Source organism: Streptomyces sp. PsTaAH-137, from assembly GCF_003259365.1.
In the GTDB taxonomy this organism is placed as follows: Bacteria; Actinomycetota; Actinomycetes; order Streptomycetales; family Streptomycetaceae; genus Streptomyces.
This window is the reverse complement of the sequence record NZ_QLLY01000021.1, coordinates 51495-71170: the sequence shown is the minus strand read 5'-3', so window position 1 is coordinate 71170 and position 19676 is coordinate 51495. Positions and strand designations below refer to the sequence as shown.

Below are 19676 nucleotides of genomic sequence, written 5' to 3'. Positions count from 1 at the left end.
AGCGATTCCCTCGTCGGGGGCGCGACATGCGGCCGATCAAGGCCCAACTGCCCGGCTAGAAAACGCCCTTGTACGTGCTCCAGCCGCTCGCGATCTTCGTCCGCGACGTGAACGAGCCGTTCCCCTTGCCGTCGTTGCGGTACAGGTTCCCGGACGTGTCCCGCACGACGAGGTCGTTCTTCCCGTCCCCGGTGATGTCACCGACGCCGACGATCGTCTTGTACGTCGACCCCCAGTCGGTGAACACGGTGACCCGGTCCTTCAGCGTCCCGTCCCCCGCACCGTCGTAGCGGAACAGCGTGCCGTCGGTGCGCCGGGCGAGGACGTCCCCGATCCCGTCACCGTTGAGGTCGCCGACACCGACGATGTGCGTGTACGTGGTCCAGGCGGAGCGAATCTTCTTGCCGGCCGCCAGCGTCCCGTCGCTCTTGCCCGCGAAGACGTAGATGTCGCCGGTGGAGGACTTGCGGGCGAGCAGGTCGGGCCGCCCGTCGCCGGTGAGGTCGCCGGGCGAGGTGAGGACGTTGTACGCGTTCCAGCCCGTGCCGAGCTTGATGTACGAGGTGGTCGTCTTCAGCGCGCCACCTCCGGTGCGGTAACTGCGCAGTTCACCGCCGGTCGTGCGGACCAGCGTCTCGTTGTCGTCGTCCCAGGTCAGGTCGCCGAACGGCACCGCGGTCGTGCCCGTGGGCCAGCCGCTCGCCGAGGTCTTCCCGGAGAAGGTGCCCTGGCCGGTGCCGTGCTGGTACGTGAAGGCGCCCGAGGAGTTCATGGTCAGCAGATCGCCGAACCCGTCGCGCCCCGTCATGTCGTGGTGTGCCGGGCGGGCGCCCGAGATCGCCACGGTGCCGGACTTCGTGAGCGCCGCGCCCTGGCCGTCCGCGGGCTGTGCCGTGAGGGTCCAGGTGTACGAGGCGTCGGCCGCTCCGGGCAGGCCGGAACCGACCGAGCCGTCCCAGTCCGCCTTGATCGCGTCACGGGCCTCGCCGCCGCGGAGCGTGGTCACCGCCTTGCCCGTGACCTTGTTCTTCAGCGTCAGCGTCCAGGACGCGACGGGCTTGGAGATCCACCAGCGGGGCTTCCAAAAGGACCCCTCCAGCATGACGCGGGCGCTCGCCGGGACCGCCGCGTCGGTCTGGGCGAGGGGCGACGCCGTGATCCCGGTGGGGACGACATGCACGTTCTCGTCGTCGTCGACGAAGGCCACCCGGTCGCCGGTGGGGTCGGCCGTCCAGTCCCGGCCCGCGTCGCCGCCGCGCGCGGTGCCGAGCGTGCGGGTCGTCGGCGTGGCCGCGGTGACGTCGGTGACGCGCACCGTGCGGTCCGCCCCGACGTAGGACACGGAACCGTCGCCGAGCAACCCGTGGCCGGTGGCCGTCAGACGGCGTGCCGTGCCGTCGGCCAGGGTCACGACGCCCGCGCCGTCCGCGGGCGTGGAGCACTCCCAGTACACGTAGCGGGCGGACGCCTGGACTGAGCCGAGCCCGCAGGAGGCGCCGATCGAGAGGGTGCGGGTCACCGTTCCGGACGCGACGTCGGTGGCGGACACCTTGCCCGCACCGGCCGGGCGCCACAGGGTCCCGCCCCACAGACCGGCGGCGGAGGCGGCGCCGCTGCGCACGACCTTGCCGGTGTCCAGGTCGCGGATCTCGGTGGCGGTGGCGGTGCGGTAGACGACGTAGCGGCCCGAGACGCCCTGCACGGTCCCCTTCTCGTCCAGCTGGACGGTGGTGCCGGGCGCCGGCCTCGCCTGGTCGATCAGGCGGTAGGTGCTGTCGGTCGCCTGGTACAGGACCCGCCCGTCGCCGGTCGGGTACGGCACCGGGCAGCCGGCCGCGCCGCACTGCCCGAGCGGTCCCAGGTTCTCCTTGGTGACCGGCTGGGGCGACCCGGTGAGCGCCAGCTTCCGCTCATGGAGCACGGGGTTGCCGCCGAGGTACGTGTCGACGGTGGCCAGGCGGCCCTGCGCCAGGGCGAGCGAGCCGGTACGGGTCGGATGCCAGGGGGCGGTGAGGACCGCGTCGTCGGTCAGCGTGCCGTCGGCCGCCTCGGTGAACCGGTGCACGGCGTAGTCGCCGCCCGTGGTCTTTCGGCCGAACAGCAGCACGGTGCCGTCGGGTCCGGGTACGACCTGGGCGCCGCCGCTCTCGGCGAGGTCGAGCACCCGGGTCGCGGTGCCGTCGGGGGAGACGGCGGTGACGGGCCCGTTGGTCGCGTTCTTCCAGAGCAGGCGGGAGCCCGCGAGCTCGAACTGCACGGCGTTCGACGACGCGGGAACGCTCCACCGCTGCCCCGCGCCGACCCGCGGCACCACCTGGATCGCCTTGGCCTCCGCGTCGTACCAGGCGATGGCCTGCGGCGAGATCCGCAGCCGCTGCGGGATGACGTTCGCGGGTGTGGGCAGCGCGGTGAACCGGGCGCTGTCGAGGTCCACCAGGCCGAAGCGGGCCTCGGTGGCGCTCGTGTACCGCACGACGGCCGAGGCGCCGTCACTGGTGAAGGAGGGGATCAGGCCCACGCCGCCCGTCGTGCAACGAGCGCCCTCCGGCAGGCCGGTCACGGTCCGGTCGCTCAGCACCCCGTCCGCGTCGGCGCGCAGGAGGTGGCACTGCCCGTCCCCGTAGGCCACGAGCGTCTCGCCGAGGACGGTCGCCAGGGTGAGTCCCGCGGGCAGCCGCAGGGTGCGCGACGTACCGGCGACGGGATCGGCGAGCCCGATCTCCCCCGCGGTGCCGGTCGCGTACGCGACGGTGTCGCCGTGTGTGTTGATGATGCCTCCCGCGCCTGCGGGCAGGGTGAACGGCGTCGACTCACCGGTCGAGTAGTCCGTCCACAGGTAGTGGCCGACCTCCGTGGTGGCCGCGTGCAGGAAGCCGGTCCGGCCCGCGACGAACACCCGCTCGCCGTCGACCGACGCACCGTACGGCGCGAGGACGGCGGCGGCCGGGGTGTCCGCGGCCGCCTGACCCGCCAGCGGGCTCAGCCCTGTCGCGACGACCAGGGCGGCACCGGCCGCGACAACGGATCTGCGGGCAGCACGTCTGCGCACGAAGGGACCCCTCCCGGAACAAGAACGGAGGGTGTGGGGCCCCTCGTAAAGTAAATGCCCTCTACATAGGGCCGGTTGAGCCTAACAGCAGGCGAACAGCAAGGAGGCCCGGGAGACGTGATCACGTCTCCCGGGCCTCACCTCATGCGAGGGGATCAGCCGTTGCGCTTCCAGCGCGGCTTGTCGTCGCGGCGGCCGAACGACGAGCCGGAGCCGGCGCGGTCGTCGCGGCGGCCGTAGGGGCGGTGGCCGCTGGAGGGGCGGTCGTCGCGGCGGTCGCGGTTGAACGGGCGGTCGCTGCCCCGGTGACCGCCGGAGGGGCGGTCGTCGCGGCGGAAGCCGCCACGGTCGTCACGACGCTCGAAGGAACGGCCACCACGGTCGTCGCGGCGGTCGTTGTCCCGGCGGAAGCCACCGCGGTCGTTGTCGCGACGGTCGTCGCGACGGAAGCCACCGCGGTCGTCACGACGCTCGAAGGAACGGCCACCACGGTCGTCACGGCGGTCGTCGCGACGGTCGTTGTCGCGGCGGAAGCCGCCACGGTCACCCGAGGGACGGTCGTCGCGGCGGAAACCGCCACGGTCGTTGTCACGACGCTCGAAGGAACGGCCACCACGGTCGTCACGGCGGTCGTTGTCCCGGCGGAAGCCGCCACGGTCGCCACGGTCGTTGTCACGGCGGTCGTCGCGACGGTCACGGCGCTCGTAGTTGCCCCGCTCGTCACGGCGCTGACGCGGCTCGTACGACGAACGCTCCGAACGCTCGGGGCGCTCCTCCTGGCGCGGCACCTCGGCGGCGGCGACGGCCTCGGCGGCGGCCTCGGTCGCGGCGGCCACGGCGGCGGCCACACCCTCCTCGTCCTCGCCACGGTCACGGGCGGCGCGGGCGGTGAGGCGGTCGGCCTCCTCACGCAGCTCGGCGGCGCGCCGGGTGGCACGCTCCAGCTGCTTGGTGAGGGAGGAGACCTCGCGCTCGGCCTGCTGCGCGGCGTTGCCCGCGGACTCGGCCTGGACCTCGGTCATCGAACGGGCGCCAGTGATCTCGGCGACCTCCGGGTCGAACGCGGCGCCGCCCTGGATGATGTGACGCCCGGCGTCGACGCCCGCGTCCTCCATGAGGCGGAAGATCTGGCGGCGCTGGTGCGGCAGGGAGAGGGAGACGACCGTACCCGTGCGGCCGGCACGCGCCGTGCGGCCCGCGCGGTGCAGGTAGTCCTTGTGGTCACCGGCCGGGTCCACGTTCAGGACCAGGTCGATGCCGTCGACGTGGATACCGCGGGCGGCGACGTCGGTCGCGACCAGCGCGTTGACGTAACCGTCCTTGAAGTCGGCGAGGGTGCGGGTACGCGCGCCCTGCGTCATGCCGCCGTGCAGCGCGTCGGCCTTCACCCCGGCGTCGCGCAGCTGCTCGGCGATGCGGTCGGCGCCCAGCTGGGTGCGGACGAAGATGATCGTGCGGCCCTTGCGGGCGGCGATGGCCGCGGTGACCGGCGCCTTGTCCTTCGGCTTCACGATCAGGATGTGGTGCGACATGGTCGTGACGGCGCCCTGGGCGGCGTCGACCTCGTGGCTGACCGGGTCGTTCAGGTAGCGGGTGACGAGCGTCTTGATCTCGTTCTCCATGGTGGCGGAGAAGAGCATCCGCTGGCCGCCGGCCGGAACCTGGTCGAGCAGCTCGGTGACCTCGGGCAGGAAGCCCAGGTCGGACATCTGGTCGGCCTCGTCCAGGACGGCGACCTCGACGTTGCTGAGGTCGGCGGCGCCGCGGTTGATGAGGTCGCGCAGACGGCCCGGGGTGGCGACGAGGATGTCGACGCCGCGCTCCAGCGCGTAGATCTGGTTGCCCATCGAGGTACCGCCGCAGACGACCTTCATCTTCAGGCCGACCTGGTCGCCGTACGGCTGGAGCGCGTCCGCGACCTGCATCGCGAGCTCACGGGTCGGGGTGAGGATGACGGCGCGCGGCTTGTGCTTCTCGCTGCGGCCACCGGCCAGACGCGACAGCGTCGGCAGGCCGAAGGAGAGGGTCTTGCCGGAGCCGGTGCGGCCACGGCCGAGGATGTCCTTGCCGGCCAGGGCGTCCGGGATGGTCGCGGCCTGGATCGGGAAGGGGGTGGTGACACCGTTCTGCGCGAGCTTGCGCACGACGCCCTCGGGCAGACCGAGGTCCGCGAAGGTGATGGTGGGCTCGGTGTTCTCTTCGGTCTCGTCGTTCTCGACGGCCTCAGGCGTCTCGTCGGTCTCGACGGCGTCCGTGATCTCGACAGCCTCTACGATCTCGGCAACCTCTGCGGGCTGCTCGGTCTGGGCCTGCTCGGGCACGGTGTTTTCAGTGGAAATGGACATGCGAAATGCGAAACCTTCCGGAGTCTCGGCACGCGCCCGTCAACTCCGTGTAATTGCGCTTTCGCAAGTCGACCGCCTCAATGCGGTCCAGCCACGGCAAGGGAGAGTACGCGCCACGCGGCGCTCTCTTGACGGCGCCGGGCAAATGGGATCAAACGATCTACCACCATACGCACCCCCCACCCCCCAAGGCAAACCGCATCCCTGAGACTCGGGTCACAGCCCCCTGCCGCCCGCGCCTAAGCCGGGTCCCCCGCCTGCGGCGCCGGCACCCCGTCCGCCGCGGGCCCGGACTGCTCATGGGCGGACGAGGACGGCTCGGCGGTCGTGGGCGACGGGGTCGGCGACGGCGTCGGCGGCTCCGAGGTGGGCTCCGGCGAGGACGGCGTGTCGCGCGGCACCGAGGGCCTGGCCGACGCGGTGGCGCGCGCGGACGTCGCGGTCCCCCGGCTCGGCGACGCGGCCGCCGCCCGCGATCCGGTCTCGGAGGGCTTCGGGGAGGCGGCGGAGGACGTCTCCCCGGACGACGGTTCGGGGTCGCCGGCCTGGGTCCCCACCCCGCCCGCGCCGTCGGAGACCACCGTTCCGCCGTCCGGCGCGGTGCCCGCGCTGCGCGGCGAGGCGGACGGCGACGGCGCCGCGGGACGGCCGTCGTCGGCGACGCTCATGCACCCGGCGGCCGCGGCGACGGCCACCGTGGTCACGGCGAGCCGGCCGACCGACCGGAAGAAGGCACGGGGATCGCGAGGGTCGCGGGCATCACGGGAGACGGACAGCGGGCGCACGGGCGGGCACCTCCGGGAATCCGGCAGGAGACGAGGTCACCGTCCCCAACTGGCACGCCCCTCGGGAGGACACGCAGCGGCACACGGACGGGACACGGCCGTCACCGGCACCGCACAAACCCCGCACAAAGAAGGACCGGCGGACGGCCGTCAGCCGTATCCCAGGGCATGCAGACGCGCGTCGTCGATCCCGAAGTGGTGCGCGATCTCGTGCACCACAGTGATCTCCGTCTCCGCGACCACGTCCTCCCGCGACGCGCACATGCGCAGCGTCGGCCCCCGGTAGACCGTGATCCGGTCCGGGAGCACGCCCGCGTACCACTCGCCCCGGTCGGTGAGGGGCGTGCCCTCGTAGAGCCCGAGCAGTTCGGGATCGTCCGCGGGCGGCTCGTCCTCCACGAACACCGCGACGTTGTCCATCAGCCGCGTCAACTCGGGCGGAATCCGGTCGAGCGCCTCGGCCACCAGTTCCTCGAACTCCTCGCGCGTCATCTCCAGCACAGCTCCATTGTCCGGTACAACCCGCATATCGACCCGCCCACTTGGGCATACGGGAGCAATGGTCCGCTCGCCCGCAGCAGCCCTCCGCCGGATCCGGTCGCTCCGACAGGTCCGCGGCGCACGCGGCACCAGCGGCGGCCCGGGGGCACCGGCACGGCCGCGCCGCACCCGCCACCCCCGCATCGCCCAGGAACTGGTCCACCAGCCCCACCCCTTCGCGCGCGCCCTCGGCCTCGTCGCGGTGGTCCTGCTGGGCGCCTGGCTCGGCCTGCTGATCGTCGGCAGCGTGCGGGCCCCGGTGGGCCCCATGGACACCAAGATGACCCTGCGCCCCTCCCTCACCGGCGGCACCAAGATCAACGTGTCCCCGCTGGGCGCCCTGGAACTCGACTCCCACACCGCCCCCATCCGCCTCGACGTGGACGTGGACCAGCTCGACCCGGCCCGCGCCCAGGAACTGGTGGACCACCCCGAGCGCTTCTCGGGCCTCCAGGACGAGGTGGCCCGCGACGTGGAGCACGGCACCGCCGATCTGGCGATCCGCTCCTGCGTGGCCGTGGTCTCCGGCGCGACGGCGCTCGGCCTCGCGGTCTACCGCCGCCCGCGCCGCGCCCTGGCCGCCGGCGGCCTCGCCCTCGCCCTCCTCGCGGCATCGGGCGCGACCGCGTACGCGACCTGGAACCCGAAGTCGGTCCTGGAGCCGAAGTTCTCCGGACTGCTCTCCTCCGCGCCCTCCGTCGTCGGCAACGCACGCTCGATCGTCACCGAATTCGACGTCTACCAGAAGGAGTTGGCGCGGCTCGTCACCAATGTCACCCAGCTCTACGACGTGACGTCCACGCTGCCCACGTACCAGCCGGACCCCTCGACGATCCGGGTCCTGCACGTCTCGGACATCCATCTCAACCCGGCGTCGTGGAAGATCATCGCCTCGCTCGTCCGGCAGTACCGGATCTCGGTGATCGTCGACACCGGCGACACGATGGACCACGGCTCGGCCTCGGAGAACGCCTTCCTCGACCCGATCAAGGGCCTGGGCGCGCCCTACGTCTGGATCCGTGGCAATCACGACTCCGAGAAGGACACACAGGCGTACCTCTCGGACAAGAAGCGGTTCAAGAACGTCCACGTCCTCGACGACGGCAAGGCGGTCACAGTCGCGGGCCTGCGCTTCGCCGGCACCGGCGACCCGCAGTACACGCCGGACCGCTCGACCGTGGCCCAGGGCGATCCGGCCGAACGGATGGCGGGCCTGCGGCTCGCCTCGGCCCTCCGCGACCAGGAGGCGGCGGGCACCCCGGTCGACGTCGCCCTCGCGCACGAGCCGGCCGCCGCGAAGGAGGTCGACGGCACGGTCCCGCTGGTCCTGGCCGGGCACGTCCACCACCAGGAGATGCAGGTCCTCCCGCTCGGCACCCGGCTGCGGATCGAGGGCTCGACCGGCGGCAGCGGACTGCGGGCCGTCGACAACAAGAACGGCCACCCCGATCCGGTCGAGGCGTCGGTGCTCTATCTGGACCGCGACAGCAAGCGCCTCCAGGCCTGGGACGAGATCCGCCTGGGCGGCCTCGGCCTGACGAAGGCCGAGGTCAGCCGCCATCTCCCCAAGGAGAACCAGCCCGGTGCCACCCCCTCGCCGAGCGCTCCGAGCGGGTCCCCGTAAACCGTTTTGGCGATAGCTCCCCGCATCCCATATGCTTCTCACGTCCCCGACGCGCTGCGAAGCGCGCAGGCGGGCCGATAGCCCTCATCGTCTAGCGGCCTAGGACGCCGCCCTTTCAAGGCGGTAGCACGGGTTCGAATCCCGTTGGGGGCACGTAAAACCGTGTGCGACACTGTTGCACGCAACAGCTTGGTCCTGTGGAGCAGTTTGGAGTGCTCGCCACCCTGTCAAGGTGGAGGCCGCGGGTTCAAATCCCGTCAGGACCGCTGCAGTTCTTCTGAACTGCGTGGCTGGGTAGCTCAGTTGGTACGAGCGATCGCCTGAAAAGCGATAGGTCGCCGGTTCGATCCCGGCCCCAGCCACTTCCTCGAAGGCCCCGTCTCCGGACGGGGCCTTCGGCGTTCCTCCGTCAGGTGTTCACACCGCCGCCGCGTGCAGCGGCTGGGTTCCCCGGCCGCCCGGGTGCCGGTGCCGCCAGAACCAGAAGAGACCGGACGAGAGCACCGCCCACCCGGCGAGCACCAGGAACGGGAACGCGTGCTGGTGGCCCTGGAAGTAGACCGCGGTGTGCTGCGCGTTCACGGACGCGCCCGGCGGCAGCCACTGGCCGAGCCGGCCGAGGGCCGTCGGCAGCAGCGGCGGTGCCACCGCACCGCCCGACGCCGGGTTGCCGACCAGCACCAGCAGGCCCCAGGTCGGGATCATCGCCCAGCGGTGGAAGAACGTGTTGAACATCGTGAAGACCATCCCGCACGTGAACATCGTCAGCGAGAGGATCAGCCACGACTCCACGAACGGCAGATCGAGCGCGCCGAGCCCCCAGTCGACGACCGCCGCCACCGCGAACCCGCCGAGCAGCGCGTACGCGATCGTGGCCACGATCCGCTCCGACGGGTTCAGGCCGCGCGCGTGCACGCTCAGCTGGATCGCCCCGACGAAGCCGATGATCACCGCCGCGAGCGAGATGTAGAAGATCGCCAGGCCGCGCGGATCGCCGCTCTGCAACGGGTTCAGGTCCTTCACCGTGACCGGGACCCCGGTCGCCTTGCTGACCTGCGGCGCCGACTCGGTGAAGACCTGGGCGACCGAGACCCCGGACGCGCCGGACACCTCCAGATCGACCCGGGAGCCGTCGTCCCGCACGTCCAGGACCGCGTAGATCCGCTGCTCGTCGATGGCGTTCCGGGCCGCTTCCCGGGTGTCGTAGTGCTTCAGGTCGAGCTGGGCGTCCAGCGCCTTCTCCATCGCCCCGACGAACGCGCTGCGCCGCGCCGCGTCCCGCTCGCCGGTGACGCCGGTCGGGATGTGGTGCGGGGTCGGGTTCGCCATGGAGTACGTGTAGGAGGCGGCGAACAGGGCGGCCGCCGCGGCCAGGATGAACGTCAGGACCAGCGCGGGCAGGAACGGCGACTTCTTGAAGCCCGCCCAGCGCTCGGCGCGGGTCGGCGGCCGGCCGTGTGCGCCGTGCACCGGGTGCTCGGGCTGGGCGGGGTCCTCGGCGTGCGGCGGGTGGGGGCGCGGTTGTTCCTCGTCGGGCTGGGGCGACATACCTGCACGCTAATTCAGTCATAAGCCGCATACATCCCGAGAGCGGTACGCGGCGCGGACCCAGCCAAAACCGTTCGCCACGGATTTCCCCGAGGTGAGATCCTGGAGCACGTATGTCTACGCAGCCTGCTCCCGCCGCCGATCAGTTCGCCGCCCTCGCGCGGCGGCTGTCCGAGCTGTCCCTCCGCGACGCGCACCGGCTCGGGCGCAGGCTCGAGGGCGCCCGCAAGATCCGCAAGCCCGAGGCCCGCGCCGCCGTCCTGGCGGAGCTCGGCGCCGAGGCCGAGAAGGCCGGGGCCCGCACGGCCGTACGCCGCGAGCGCCGCGAGGCCCTCGACGTCACGTACCCCGAGCAGCTTCCGGTCAGCCAGAAGAAGGACGAGATCGCCGCCGCGATCCGCGACCACCAGGTCGTGATCGTGGCCGGTGAGACCGGCTCCGGCAAGACCACGCAGATCCCCAAGATCTGCCTGGAGCTCGGCCGGGGCGTGCGCGGCATGATCGGGCACACCCAGCCCCGCCGGATCGCGGCCCGCACGGTCGCCGAGCGCGTCGCCGACGAGCTGCACACGCCGCTGGGCGAGGCGGTCGGCTGGAAGGTCCGGTTCACGGACCAGGTCGACCAGGACGGTACGTTCGTCAAGCTGATGACCGACGGCATCCTGCTCGCCGAGATCCAGACGGACCGCGAGCTGCGCGCCTACGACACGATCATCATCGACGAGGCCCACGAGCGGTCCCTCAACATCGACTTCCTGCTGGGCTATCTGGCGCAGCTGCTGCCCAAGCGGCCGGACCTGAAGGTCGTCATCACCTCGGCGACCATCGACCCCGAGCGCTTCTCGCGGCACTTCGGCGACGCCCCGATCGTCGAGGTCAGCGGCCGGACGTATCCGGTCGAGGTCCGCTACCGGCCGCTGCTCGAAGAGGATTCGGACGACTCCGACCGCGACCAGATCACCGCGATCACGGACGCGTGCGAGGAGCTGATGGCCGAGGGCGACGGCGACATCCTCGTCTTCCTCTCCGGCGAGCGCGAGATCCGCGACACCGCGGACGCCCTGGAGAAGAAGAAGTACCGATTCACTGAGGTGCTCCCCTTGTACGCGCGGCTCTCGCACGCCGAGCAGCACCGGGTCTTCCAGCAGCACACGGGCCGGAGGATCGTTCTGGCGACCAACGTCGCCGAGACGTCCCTGACCGTCCCGGGCATCAAGTACGTCATCGACCCGGGCACCGCCCGCATCTCGCGCTACAGCCACCGTACGAAGGTGCAGCGGCTGCCCATCGAGCCGGTCAGCCAGGCCAGTGCCAACCAGCGCAAGGGCCGCTGCGGCCGTACGAGCGACGGCATCTGCGTCCGGCTGTACAGCGAGGACGACTTCCTCGGGCGCCCGGAGTTCACGGACGCCGAGATCCTGCGCACCAACCTCGCCTCCGTCATCCTCCAGATGACCGCGGCCGGCCTCGGCGACATCGAGAAGTTCCCCTTCATCGACCCGCCGGACCACCGCAACATCCGCGACGGCGTGCAGCTCCTCCAGGAGCTGGGCGCGCTCGACCCGTCCGAGAAGGACCACCGCAAGCGCCTCACGCAGCAGGGCCGCAAGCTCTCCCAGCTGCCCGTCGACCCGCGCCTGGCCCGGATGGTCCTGGAGGCCGACAAGAACGGCTGTGCGCGCGAGGTCATGGTGATCGCGGCCGCGCTGTCCATCCAGGACCCGCGCGAGCGCCCCTCCGACAAGCAGGCGCAGGCCGACCAGCAGCACGCCCGCTTCAAGGACGAGACCAGCGACTTCCTGGCGTTCCTGAACATGTGGCGTTACGTGCGCGAGCAGCAGAAGGAGCTGGGCTCCTCGGCGTTCCGCCGCATGTGCAAACGCGAGTTCCTGAACTTCCTGCGCATCCGCGAGTGGCAGGACATCTACACGCAGCTGCGCACGGTCGCGAAGCAGATGGGTATCCACCTCAACGAGGACGACGCCCCCGGCGACTCCATTCACGTCTCCCTCCTCGCCGGCCTGCTCTCGCACATCGGCATGAAGGACGTGAAGGAGTCCAAGGAGTCGCAGGCCAAGGACCCGAAGCAGGCGGGCCGCGACCGCGGGCGCAACGAGTACATCGGCGCCCGCAACGCGAAGTTCGCGATCTTCCCCGGCTCGGCGCTGTTCAAGAAGCCGCCGCGGTTCGTGATGTCGGCCGAGCTGGTCGAGACGTCCCGGCTCTGGGCCCGGGTGAACGCGCGGATCGAGCCCGAGTGGGTCGAGCCGCTCGCCGAGCACCTGCTCAAGCGCACGTACAGCGAGCCGCACTGGGAGAAGGACCAGGCCGCCGTGATGGCGTACGAGAAGGTGACGCTGTACGGCGTCCCGCTCGTCGCCCAGCGGAAGATCAACTACGGCCGGATCGACCCCGAGGTCTCGCGCGAACTGTTCATCCGCAACGCGCTGGTCGAGGGCGACTGGCGTACGCACCACAAGTTCTACGCCGACAACCGCAGGCTCCTCACCGAGGTCGAGGAGCTGGAGCACCGGGCCCGGCGCCGGGACATCGTGGTCGACGACGACACGCTCTTCGACTTCTACGACCAGCGGGTCCCCGAGCACGTCGTCTCCGGCGCGCACTTCGACTCCTGGTGGAAGCACAAGCAGAAGGAGGAGCCCGAACTCCTCGACTTCGAGCGCTCCATGCTCATCCGCGAGTCCGCGGAGGCGGTCACCAAGGCGGACTACCCGGACTCCTGGCGGCAGGGCGCGCTCAAGTTCCGGGTGACGTACCAGTTCGAGCCGGGCGCGGACGCCGACGGTGTCACCGTCCACATCCCGCTCCAGGTGCTCAACCAGGTCACGGACGAGGGCTTCGACTGGCAGATCCCGGGCCTGCGCGAGGACGTGGTCGTGGAGCTGATCCGCTCCCTGCCCAAGCCGATCCGCCGCAACTACGTGCCCGCGCCGAACTACGCGAAGGCGTTCCTGGAGCGCGCCGTACCGCTCCAGGAACCGCTGCCGGCCACGCTCGCGCGCGAGTTGCAGCGGATGGTGGGGGTGCCGGTGCAGGCCGGTGACTTCGACCTCACGCGCGTACCCGACCACCTGAAGATCACCTTCCGGATCGTCGACGAGCGGCGCCGCAATCTCGCCGAGGACAAGGACCTGGAGGCGCTGAAGCTCCAGCTGCGCCCGAAGGCCCGGCAGGCCATCTCCAAGGCCGCGGCCGCCACCGCCGAGCGCGCGGGCGGCCCGTCGGTCGAGCAGAAGGGCCTGACGGACTGGACGATCGGCACCCTGTCGAAGGTCTTCGAGACCCGCCGGGCGGGCCAGCCGGTGAAGGCGTACCCGGCGCTGGTCGACGACGGGGACACCGTGTCCGTACGGCTCTTCGACAGCGAGGCCGAGCAGGCGCAGGCCATGGGGAAGGGCACCCGCCGGCTGATCCTGCGGAGCATCCCGGTGAACCCGGCGAAGTTCGCCTCGGACAAGCTGAACAACGCGGCGAAGCTGGCCCTGTCGGCGAACCCGCACGGCTCGGTCCAGGCCCTCTTCGAGGACTGCGCGTCGGCCGCCGCGGACAAGCTCATCGCGGACTTCGGCGGCCCGGCCTGGGACGAGGAGTCGTACCGCAAGCTCTACGAGAAGGTGCGCGCGGAGATCGTCGACACGACCGTGCACACCGTCGACCAGGTGCGTCAGGTGCTGGCCGCCTGGCAGGCCTGCGAGCGCCGGCTGAAGTCGATGCGGAGCCCGACGCTGCTGCCCAACCTCCAGGACGTGCGCGCCCAGCTGGACGCCCTGGTGAAGCCCGGCTTCGTCACGGCGACCGGGACGCGCCGGCTCGGCGACCTGATGCGCTATCTGGTCGCGGCCGACCGGCGGCTCCAGCAGATGCCGACGGGCGCGCAGCGGGACACCTCCCGCATGGAGAAGGTCCACGAGATGCAGGACGAGTACGCGTGGCTGCTGGAGCAGATGCCGCAGGGGCGGCCGGTGCCGCGCGAGGTCCTGGACATCCGCTGGATGATCGAGGAGCTGCGGGTCAGCTATTTCGCGCACGCCCTGGGCACCGCGTACCCGGTCTCCGACAAGCGGATCGTGAAGGCGATCGACGCCCAAGTGCCGTGACGGAGCAGGCACACCGGGTGAGTTCGACCGGTGGGCCTGCACTGCTGTAGAGTCCTACTCGCAGCGCAGGGAAGAAAACGAAGCGCCGCACATCCTGGTCCTGTGGAGCAGTTTGGAGTGCTCGCCACCCTGTCAAGGTGGAGGCCGCGGGTTCAAATCCCGTCAGGACCGCAGTGAAGAAGCCCCGCACCGATGGTGCGGGGCTTCTTGCGTTGCCCGCCGCACTCTTGACGCCGCATCGGCCCGCCGGTACTCCGGAAACCACGACCCGGCCGAGGCCAGGAGGTGGCCCATGGCAGCAGGCAGACACGAGACGCGGGCGCTGCTGCGCGCCCATCTCTCCGCCGCGTCCGGTCATCGCCACCTCACCCGCCACTGTCCGGTCTGCCACCGCCTCCTGCGGCTCGCCATGGACCCGTCGGCGGACGCTGCGACGGATGCACCCGATCCGGCCATGAGTGCCGCCACAGAGGCCCTGGAGGGCCGCGAGAGCGCCCCGGAGGGCGGCGGGGACGAAAGTCCCCCGAAGGCGTGACCAAAGGCGACCCACGAGCCCCTCAACTGGTGGGAGCCTGAAGAGAGTCGGAGTGGGCAGGGAGAGGGCGGGGAGGGGCACAGAAGCGCCGGCGGCTCCTCTAGCGCACTTGTGTCATCTGCAACAAGCTGCGGGGCGTGTGACGGGTGTCACCGAACTAGTTTTGGAAACACCGTTTCTTACACCCCTCCTACAACTCCTCAATTTAATATGTGCAATTGCACCACCTTCACAGGCGTCCGCAAGGGACCGATCAAGGTACGACAAGAGCACGCACAGATCCCCGCCACAGAGCGGCCCACGCGCACAAAAAAGATCGCGCTGGACCCGGCGGAGTCCAGCGCGATCGACGACGCGCTCTGTTGGGGCAGATCTGCGTCAAGTGGAGCTAGGGGTGGGCGCGGTACGGGTTGGGGGGCCCGAAACGCCCGGTGTTGCAGCGTTATGCGGTGCCTCAGGCCTCGCTGCGCTGCTGGGGGATGCCCGCCAGCAGTGCGCGGACCTCGGCCTCGCGGTAGCGGCGGTGTCCGCCGAGCGTGCGGATCGACGTGAGCTTGCCAGCCTTCGCCCAGCGCGTGACCGTCTTCGGGTCGACGCGGAACATCGTGGCGACCTCGGCGGGGGTCAGCAGCGGCTCGGCATCAGGGGTGCGAGCGGTCATGAGCGGCCTCCTCGGGAGAACCGAACCTTCTCGGTTCTTTCCTTTAAATTCTGCACCTTGACCCGCGTTGCCCGATATGGCGGACACGGGTCGAGTCGGTTATAGGACGAACGGCTTGTCCTCGGCACTACAACTACACCATCCGTCCAGCCGCGTCGGCCAAACCGATGGAATTGCCCTCCCAGGTGTTCATCAGCGACGGAAGCCGATGGACCATGCCATAGCGGACAGTCACGCCACAGTGACGATCAGTCACAGAGCGATCAGGAGTCATCAGACCCCCCACAGACAGTGCAATGCTGAGTAATCCGTCCATGGTTGGACTTAGATGGACGGATGGAGCCCTCCCCGGACTCCTTGTCCTATTTTGGCACGAGGAGGGGTGATGGACGCAAGGGCCCCGTAAGTGCGGTCCGTCACGCTTGGGCCATACGCCCGGATCGGGACGTAGGTCCTAAGACCAGCGCCCAGACCGTCAGTTGGCGTACTGCCGGTCCCGCACCGCGCGCCAGCGCTCCACGAGCCGCAGGTACGCCTCGCCCGCCCCGTCGCCGTCACCGGAACGCAGCGCCGCGATGCCCTCGGCCACGTCCGCCGCCGAGTGGTCCTCGTCGAGCAGCCCGGCCGGCAGCGCGTGCACCAGTCCGCCGTAGTCCAGTTCGACGTACGAGCGCGGGTGGAACTCCTCCAGCCAGCGCCCCACATCTACCAGGCCGTCGATGAGCGGCCCCTCGTCGATCGCGTCCCGCAGCGCCCGCAGCCCGCGCGCCACCCGCCGCCTGGCCTGCACCATCGGGGTCCGGTAACGCAGGTACGGGTCCGCCGGGCAGCCTTCCCCGCCCTCGACGCCCGCGCCGCCCTTCGGCTCGTACTCCCGCTCCTCGTCCGCGACGAGCACGAACCAGTTCAGCGGCACCTGCCAGATCGACGTCCGGATCCAGGGCCGGGCGTCGGGGTTGCGCTCCAGCCAGCGTTCGTAGTCGGCCGCCGCCTGCCGGCGCACCATGGGCGGCAGCACCGCGTCCAGGACCGGGGTCGGCAGCGACTCCGGCAGCTCGCCGAGCGCCTGCCAGCCGCGCAGCCGGGTCCGCCACGGGCACACGCAGAGCACGCCCTCGACCTCGATCACGAACGCGTCGTCGCTCTCGTGCACCGGTACCGCGACCGGCGGCGTGGGCACCAAGTCGGCCAGCGAGCGCCGGAGTTCGTCCTGGTAGGACGGCCGGCGGTCACGGCGGGCGTAGCGCTCCCAGTGGTCGCGCTCCGGGTGCGGGAAGGCCGCGAGCGGCTCATAGACGCGCAGATACGCCGCGTACGGGACGGTCACCGAGGACACCTTGGGCACGGCTGCTCCCTCCCCTCGTCCGAAGGCTGGAAACCCTGAAAGCACTGCATATCGTCCCACTCGGGCCCGAGTCGCGACGCGGCGGGATTCGACGGTACGTCGAGGGGCCCTCGACGCGAGAGAGTGATCCTCGGCACTGCGCCCGTGGCGGGCCCACGCAGGTTCTAGTCTCTTGCCCACGCACCACCACGGACGCCCGCCACCCGTACGGGTATCCGCTCAACCGCCGCTATGTACTTGGGAGTCACCACAGTGACCGATGTGACCGGCGCGCCCGCTGACGTACTGCACACCCTCTTCCACTCGGATCAAGGGGGCCATGAGCAGGTCGTTCTCTGCCAGGACCGGGCCAGCGGCCTCAAGGCCGTCATCGCCATCCACTCCACCGCCCTGGGCCCGGCCCTCGGCGGCACGCGCTTCTACCCCTACGCCTCCGAGGCGGAGGCCGTCGCCGACGCGCTCAACCTCGCCCGCGGCATGTCGTACAAGAACGCCATGGCCGGGCTCGACCACGGCGGCGGCAAGGCCGTGATCATCGGCGACCCGGACGTCGTGAAGAGCGAGGAACTGCTGCTCGCCTACGGCCGCTTCGTCGCCTCGCTCGGCGGGCGGTACGTGACCGCGTGCGACGTGGGCACCTACGTGGCCGACATGGACGTCGTCGCGCGCGAGTGCCGCTGGACGACGGGCCGCTCCCCGCAGAACGGCGGGGCCGGCGACTCCTCCGTGCTCACCGCCTTCGGCGTCTTCCAGGGGATGCGGGCCAGCGCCCAGCACCTGTGGGGCGATCCGACACTGCGCGGGCGCACGGTCGGCATCGCGGGCGTGGGCAAGGTCGGGCACCACCTGGTCGAGCACCTGCTCGCCGACGGCGCCGAGGTCGTGGTCACCGATGTGCGCCCCGAGTCGGTGCGGCGGATCACCGACCAGCACCCCGAGGTGCGGGTCGCGGCCGACACGGACGCGCTGATCCGGGAGCCCGGACTCGACATCTACGCGCCGTGCGCGCTCGGCGGCGCCCTGAACGACGACACCGTGCCCGTCCTGACGGCGAAGGTGGTGTGCGGCGCGGCCAACAACCAGCTCGCGCACCCGGGCGTCGAGAAGGACCTCGCCGACCGCGGGATCCTCTACGCGCCGGACTACGTGGTCAACGCGGGCGGCGTCATCCAGGTCGCCGACGAGCTGCACGGCTTCGACTTCGACCGCTGCAGGGCGAAGGCCGCGAAGATCTTCGACACCACGCTCGGAATCTTCGCTCGCGCAAAGGATGACGGGATTCCGCCGGCCGCCGCGGCCGACCGGATCGCCGAACAGCGGATGGCGGAGGCGCGCGGGCGGCTGTGATCCGCCGGTGATCGGGCTCTGTGGGTAAGAAGAGTCACGCCGATCGGCGGGTCGCCCGCCAAGAAGAGGTTAAAATCGCAGCTGACCAGCGAGGACAGGGCTCCTTGCTGGTCCTGTGCACAGGCGCGTCCTGCGGGCGACGTACCGTATGGGCGTGGGCTCAGGTACCGTGGAAGCCCTACGGACCGGTCTCTCCGCGGAGAGCCCGTTCCAGATCATGAACGCGTGTCAAGACTCTGGGGCCGTGAAGCCCCATCACCGAGGGGGTCGAGCCATGGGGCGCGGCCGGGCAAAGGCCAAGCAGACGAAGGTCGCCCGCCAGCTGAAGTACAGCAGCGGCGGGACTGACCTGTCGCGTCTGGCCAATGAGCTGGGCGCATCGACGTCGAATCCAGTATCGAATCAGCCGCCGAACGGTGAGCCTTTCGAGGACGACGACGAGGAAGACGACCCGTACGCCCGCTATGCGGATATGTACGACGACGACGAGGAAGACGACTCCGACGAGTCGGGCCCTTCGTCGCAGCGCCGCGGCGCTTGACCTCGTACTGCATCGAGCACATTGAACACATCGGGCATTTTCAGCGCGTAACCCGCTTCTGATCATTGCTGCACTCACCCGGTCCGGGGTGGTATCCACACCGGACCGGGTTTTGTGCTGCTTCGCGCGCCCTACGCGGCGTAGTCGCCCGTGAGCTCGGCGCCGGTGGCGTGGTCGCCGCGCTCGGTGATCTCGCCGGCCACCCAGGAGTCGACGCCGCGGTCGGCGAGGGTCGCGAGGGCGACGTCCACCGACTCCTGCGGGACGATCGCCATCATGCCGACGCCCATGTTCAGCGTCTTCTCCAGCTCCAGGCGCTCGACCCGACCCGCGCTCCCCACGAGGTCGAAGATCGGGTCCGGGGTCCAGGTGGCGCGGTCGACCGTGGCGTGCAGGCCGTCCGGGATCACCCGGGCCAGGTTGGCCGCGAGGCCGCCGCCCGTGATGTGGCTGTAGGCGTGGACCTGGGTGGTGTTCGTGAGCGCCAGGCAGTCCAGGGAGTAGATCTTCGTCGGCTCCAGGAGCTCCTCGCCGAGCGTGCGGCCCAGCTCGTCCACGTGCCGGTCGAGCGACAGGCCCGCGCGGTCGAAGAGGACGTGGCGGACCAGCGAGTACCCGTTCGAGTGAAGACCGGAGGACGCCATGGCGATCACGGCGTCACCCGTGCGGATGCGGTCCGGACCCAGCAGGTTGTCGTGCTCCACGACGCCCGTACCGGCGCCCGCGACGTCGAAGTCGTCGGGACCGAGCAGGCCCGGGTGCTCGGCCGTCTCGCCGCCGACCAGGGCGCAGCCGGCGAGCACGCAGCCCTCGGCGATGCCCTTCACGATGGCGGCGACACGCTCGGGATGCACCTTGCCGACGCAGATGTAGTCCGTCATGAAGAGCGGCTCGGCACCGCAGACGACGATGTCGTCCATGACCATCGCGACGAGGTCGTGGCCGATCGTGTCGTAGACACCCATCTGGCGCGCGATGTCGACCTTCGTACCGACACCGTCGGTGGCGGAGGCCAGGAGCGGGCGCTCGTACTTCTTCAAGGCGGAGGCGTCGAAGAGGCCGGCGAAACCGCCGAGGCCGCCGAGGACCTCGGGGCGCCGCGTCTTCTTCACCCACTCCTTCATCAGCTCTACGGCACGGTCGCCGGCTTCGATGTCGACGCCCGCGGACGCGTAGGAGGCACCGGAGTTGCCCGTCGACGGAGTCGACTGATCGGAAACAGCAGACATTGCCTGGGA

13 protein-coding genes and 4 tRNA genes are annotated in these 19676 nt (G+C 70.7%); 9 read left to right on the top strand and 8 right to left on the bottom strand.

Features of this window, described 5'->3' with window-relative positions; genetic code table 11:
- Window positions 1-55: 55 nt before the first annotated feature.
- The 4 genes from K377_RS34545 to K377_RS34530 form a co-directional block, all read right to left on the bottom strand.
- Entirely contained in the window at window positions 56-3049 is a 2994-nt protein-coding gene (locus K377_RS34545; RefSeq protein WP_111667566.1) for a VCBS repeat-containing protein, read from the bottom strand.
- A gap of 155 nt (window positions 3050-3204) precedes the next feature.
- Window positions 3205-5394, bottom strand: coding sequence for a DEAD/DEAH box helicase (locus K377_RS34540; RefSeq protein ID WP_202455493.1), 2190 nt, complete (start codon window positions 5392-5394; stop codon window positions 3205-3207).
- Window positions 5395-5633: 239 nt separating this feature from the next.
- Window positions 5634-6179 carry a hypothetical protein gene (locus K377_RS34535; protein ID WP_111667565.1) on the bottom strand — a complete coding sequence of 182 codons (546 nt, stop codon included), beginning with the start codon at window positions 6177-6179 and terminating at the stop codon, window positions 5634-5636.
- Window positions 6180-6329: 150 nt separating this feature from the next.
- Window positions 6330-6680, bottom strand: a complete 351-nt coding sequence (locus K377_RS34530; protein ID WP_181512717.1) for a metallopeptidase family protein — start codon at window positions 6678-6680, stop codon at window positions 6330-6332.
- Window positions 6681-6738: 58 nt separating this feature from the next.
- Here K377_RS34530 and K377_RS34525 point away from each other — a divergent pair, with 58 nt between their 5' ends.
- The 4 genes from K377_RS34525 to K377_RS34510 all read left to right on the top strand — a co-directional run bounded on the left by K377_RS34525 (window position 6739) and on the right by K377_RS34510 (window position 8705).
- Window positions 6739-8343, top strand: a complete 1605-nt coding sequence (locus K377_RS34525) for a metallophosphoesterase (protein WP_111667563.1) — start codon at window positions 6739-6741, stop codon at window positions 8341-8343.
- An 80-nt stretch (window positions 8344-8423) separates the two neighbouring features.
- Window positions 8424-8496: transfer RNA gene (locus K377_RS34520), tRNA-Glu, on the top strand.
- Window positions 8497-8534: 38 nt separating this feature from the next.
- A tRNA-Asp gene (locus K377_RS34515) sits at window positions 8535-8609 on the top strand.
- A 22-nt stretch (window positions 8610-8631) separates the two neighbouring features.
- Window positions 8632-8705, top strand: a tRNA-Phe gene (locus K377_RS34510).
- Window positions 8706-8760: 55 nt separating this feature from the next.
- On the opposite strand, the gene K377_RS34505 is transcribed toward K377_RS34510, so the two are convergent.
- Window positions 8761-9891, bottom strand: coding sequence for an ABC transporter permease (locus tag K377_RS34505; RefSeq protein WP_202455492.1), 1131 nt, complete (start codon window positions 9889-9891; stop codon window positions 8761-8763).
- A gap of 113 nt (window positions 9892-10004) precedes the next feature.
- On the opposite strand from K377_RS34505, the gene hrpA reads away from it, so the two are divergent.
- The 3 genes from hrpA to K377_RS34490 all read left to right on the top strand — a co-directional run bounded on the left by hrpA (window position 10005) and on the right by K377_RS34490 (window position 14544).
- On the top strand, window positions 10005-14009 hold the full coding sequence (hrpA, locus tag K377_RS34500; protein WP_111667562.1) for an ATP-dependent RNA helicase HrpA: 4005 nt from the start codon (window positions 10005-10007) through the stop codon (window positions 14007-14009).
- 96 nt (window positions 14010-14105) lie between these two features.
- Window positions 14106-14180, top strand: a tRNA-Asp gene (locus tag K377_RS34495).
- A 121-nt stretch (window positions 14181-14301) separates the two neighbouring features.
- Window positions 14302-14544: a DUF6274 family protein gene (locus K377_RS34490; RefSeq protein WP_111667561.1), complete on the top strand. Its 243-nt coding sequence runs from the start codon at window positions 14302-14304 to the stop codon at window positions 14542-14544.
- Window positions 14545-14998: 454 nt separating this feature from the next.
- On the opposite strand, the gene bldC is transcribed toward K377_RS34490, so the two are convergent.
- Entirely contained in the window at window positions 14999-15205 is a 207-nt protein-coding gene (gene bldC, locus K377_RS34485) for a developmental transcriptional regulator BldC (RefSeq protein WP_003949541.1), read from the bottom strand.
- Window positions 15206-15680: 475 nt separating this feature from the next.
- A complete protein-coding gene (locus tag K377_RS34480) occupies window positions 15681-16550 on the bottom strand; it encodes a hypothetical protein (RefSeq protein WP_111667560.1) in 870 nt (289 codons plus the stop codon).
- A 252-nt stretch (window positions 16551-16802) separates the two neighbouring features.
- Here K377_RS34480 and K377_RS34475 point away from each other — a divergent pair, with 252 nt between their 5' ends.
- Both K377_RS34475 and K377_RS34470 read left to right on the top strand, forming a co-directional pair.
- Entirely contained in the window at window positions 16803-17897 is a 1095-nt protein-coding gene (locus tag K377_RS34475; RefSeq protein WP_111667559.1) for a Glu/Leu/Phe/Val dehydrogenase dimerization domain-containing protein, read from the top strand.
- 274 nt (window positions 17898-18171) lie between these two features.
- Window positions 18172-18438 carry a DUF3073 domain-containing protein gene (locus tag K377_RS34470; protein ID WP_111667558.1) on the top strand — a complete coding sequence of 89 codons (267 nt, stop codon included), beginning with the start codon at window positions 18172-18174 and terminating at the stop codon, window positions 18436-18438.
- A gap of 131 nt (window positions 18439-18569) precedes the next feature.
- Here the strand turns inward: K377_RS34470 and purM are convergent, their stop codons facing one another.
- Window positions 18570-19667: a phosphoribosylformylglycinamidine cyclo-ligase gene (gene purM, locus K377_RS34465; protein ID WP_111667557.1), complete on the bottom strand. Its 1098-nt coding sequence runs from the start codon at window positions 19665-19667 to the stop codon at window positions 18570-18572.
- Between the last annotated feature and the right edge of the window lie 9 nt (window positions 19668-19676).

Bases quoted from the DNA above. Each gene is read 5' to 3' on its own strand.
- K377_RS34505 (WP_202455492.1), bottom strand. From the start codon at position 9,891: ATGTCGCCCCAGCCCGACGAGGAACAACCGCGCCCCCACCCGCCGCAC.
- K377_RS34490 (WP_111667561.1), top strand. From the start codon at position 14,302: ATGGCAGCAGGCAGACACGAGACGCGGGCGCTGCTGCGCGCCCATCTC.
- purM (WP_111667557.1), bottom strand. From the start codon at position 19,667: ATGTCTGCTGTTTCCGATCAGTCGACTCCGTCGACGGGCAACTCCGGT.
- hrpA (WP_111667562.1), top strand. From the start codon at position 10,005: ATGTCTACGCAGCCTGCTCCCGCCGCCGATCAGTTCGCCGCCCTCGCG.
- K377_RS34525 (WP_111667563.1), top strand. From the start codon at position 6,739: ATGGTCCGCTCGCCCGCAGCAGCCCTCCGCCGGATCCGGTCGCTCCGA.
- K377_RS34540 (WP_202455493.1), bottom strand. From the start codon at position 5,394: ATGTCCATTTCCACTGAAAACACCGTGCCCGAGCAGGCCCAGACCGAG.
- bldC (WP_003949541.1), bottom strand. From the start codon at position 15,205: ATGACCGCTCGCACCCCTGATGCCGAGCCGCTGCTGACCCCCGCCGAG.
- K377_RS34470 (WP_111667558.1), top strand. From the start codon at position 18,172: ATGGGGCGCGGCCGGGCAAAGGCCAAGCAGACGAAGGTCGCCCGCCAG.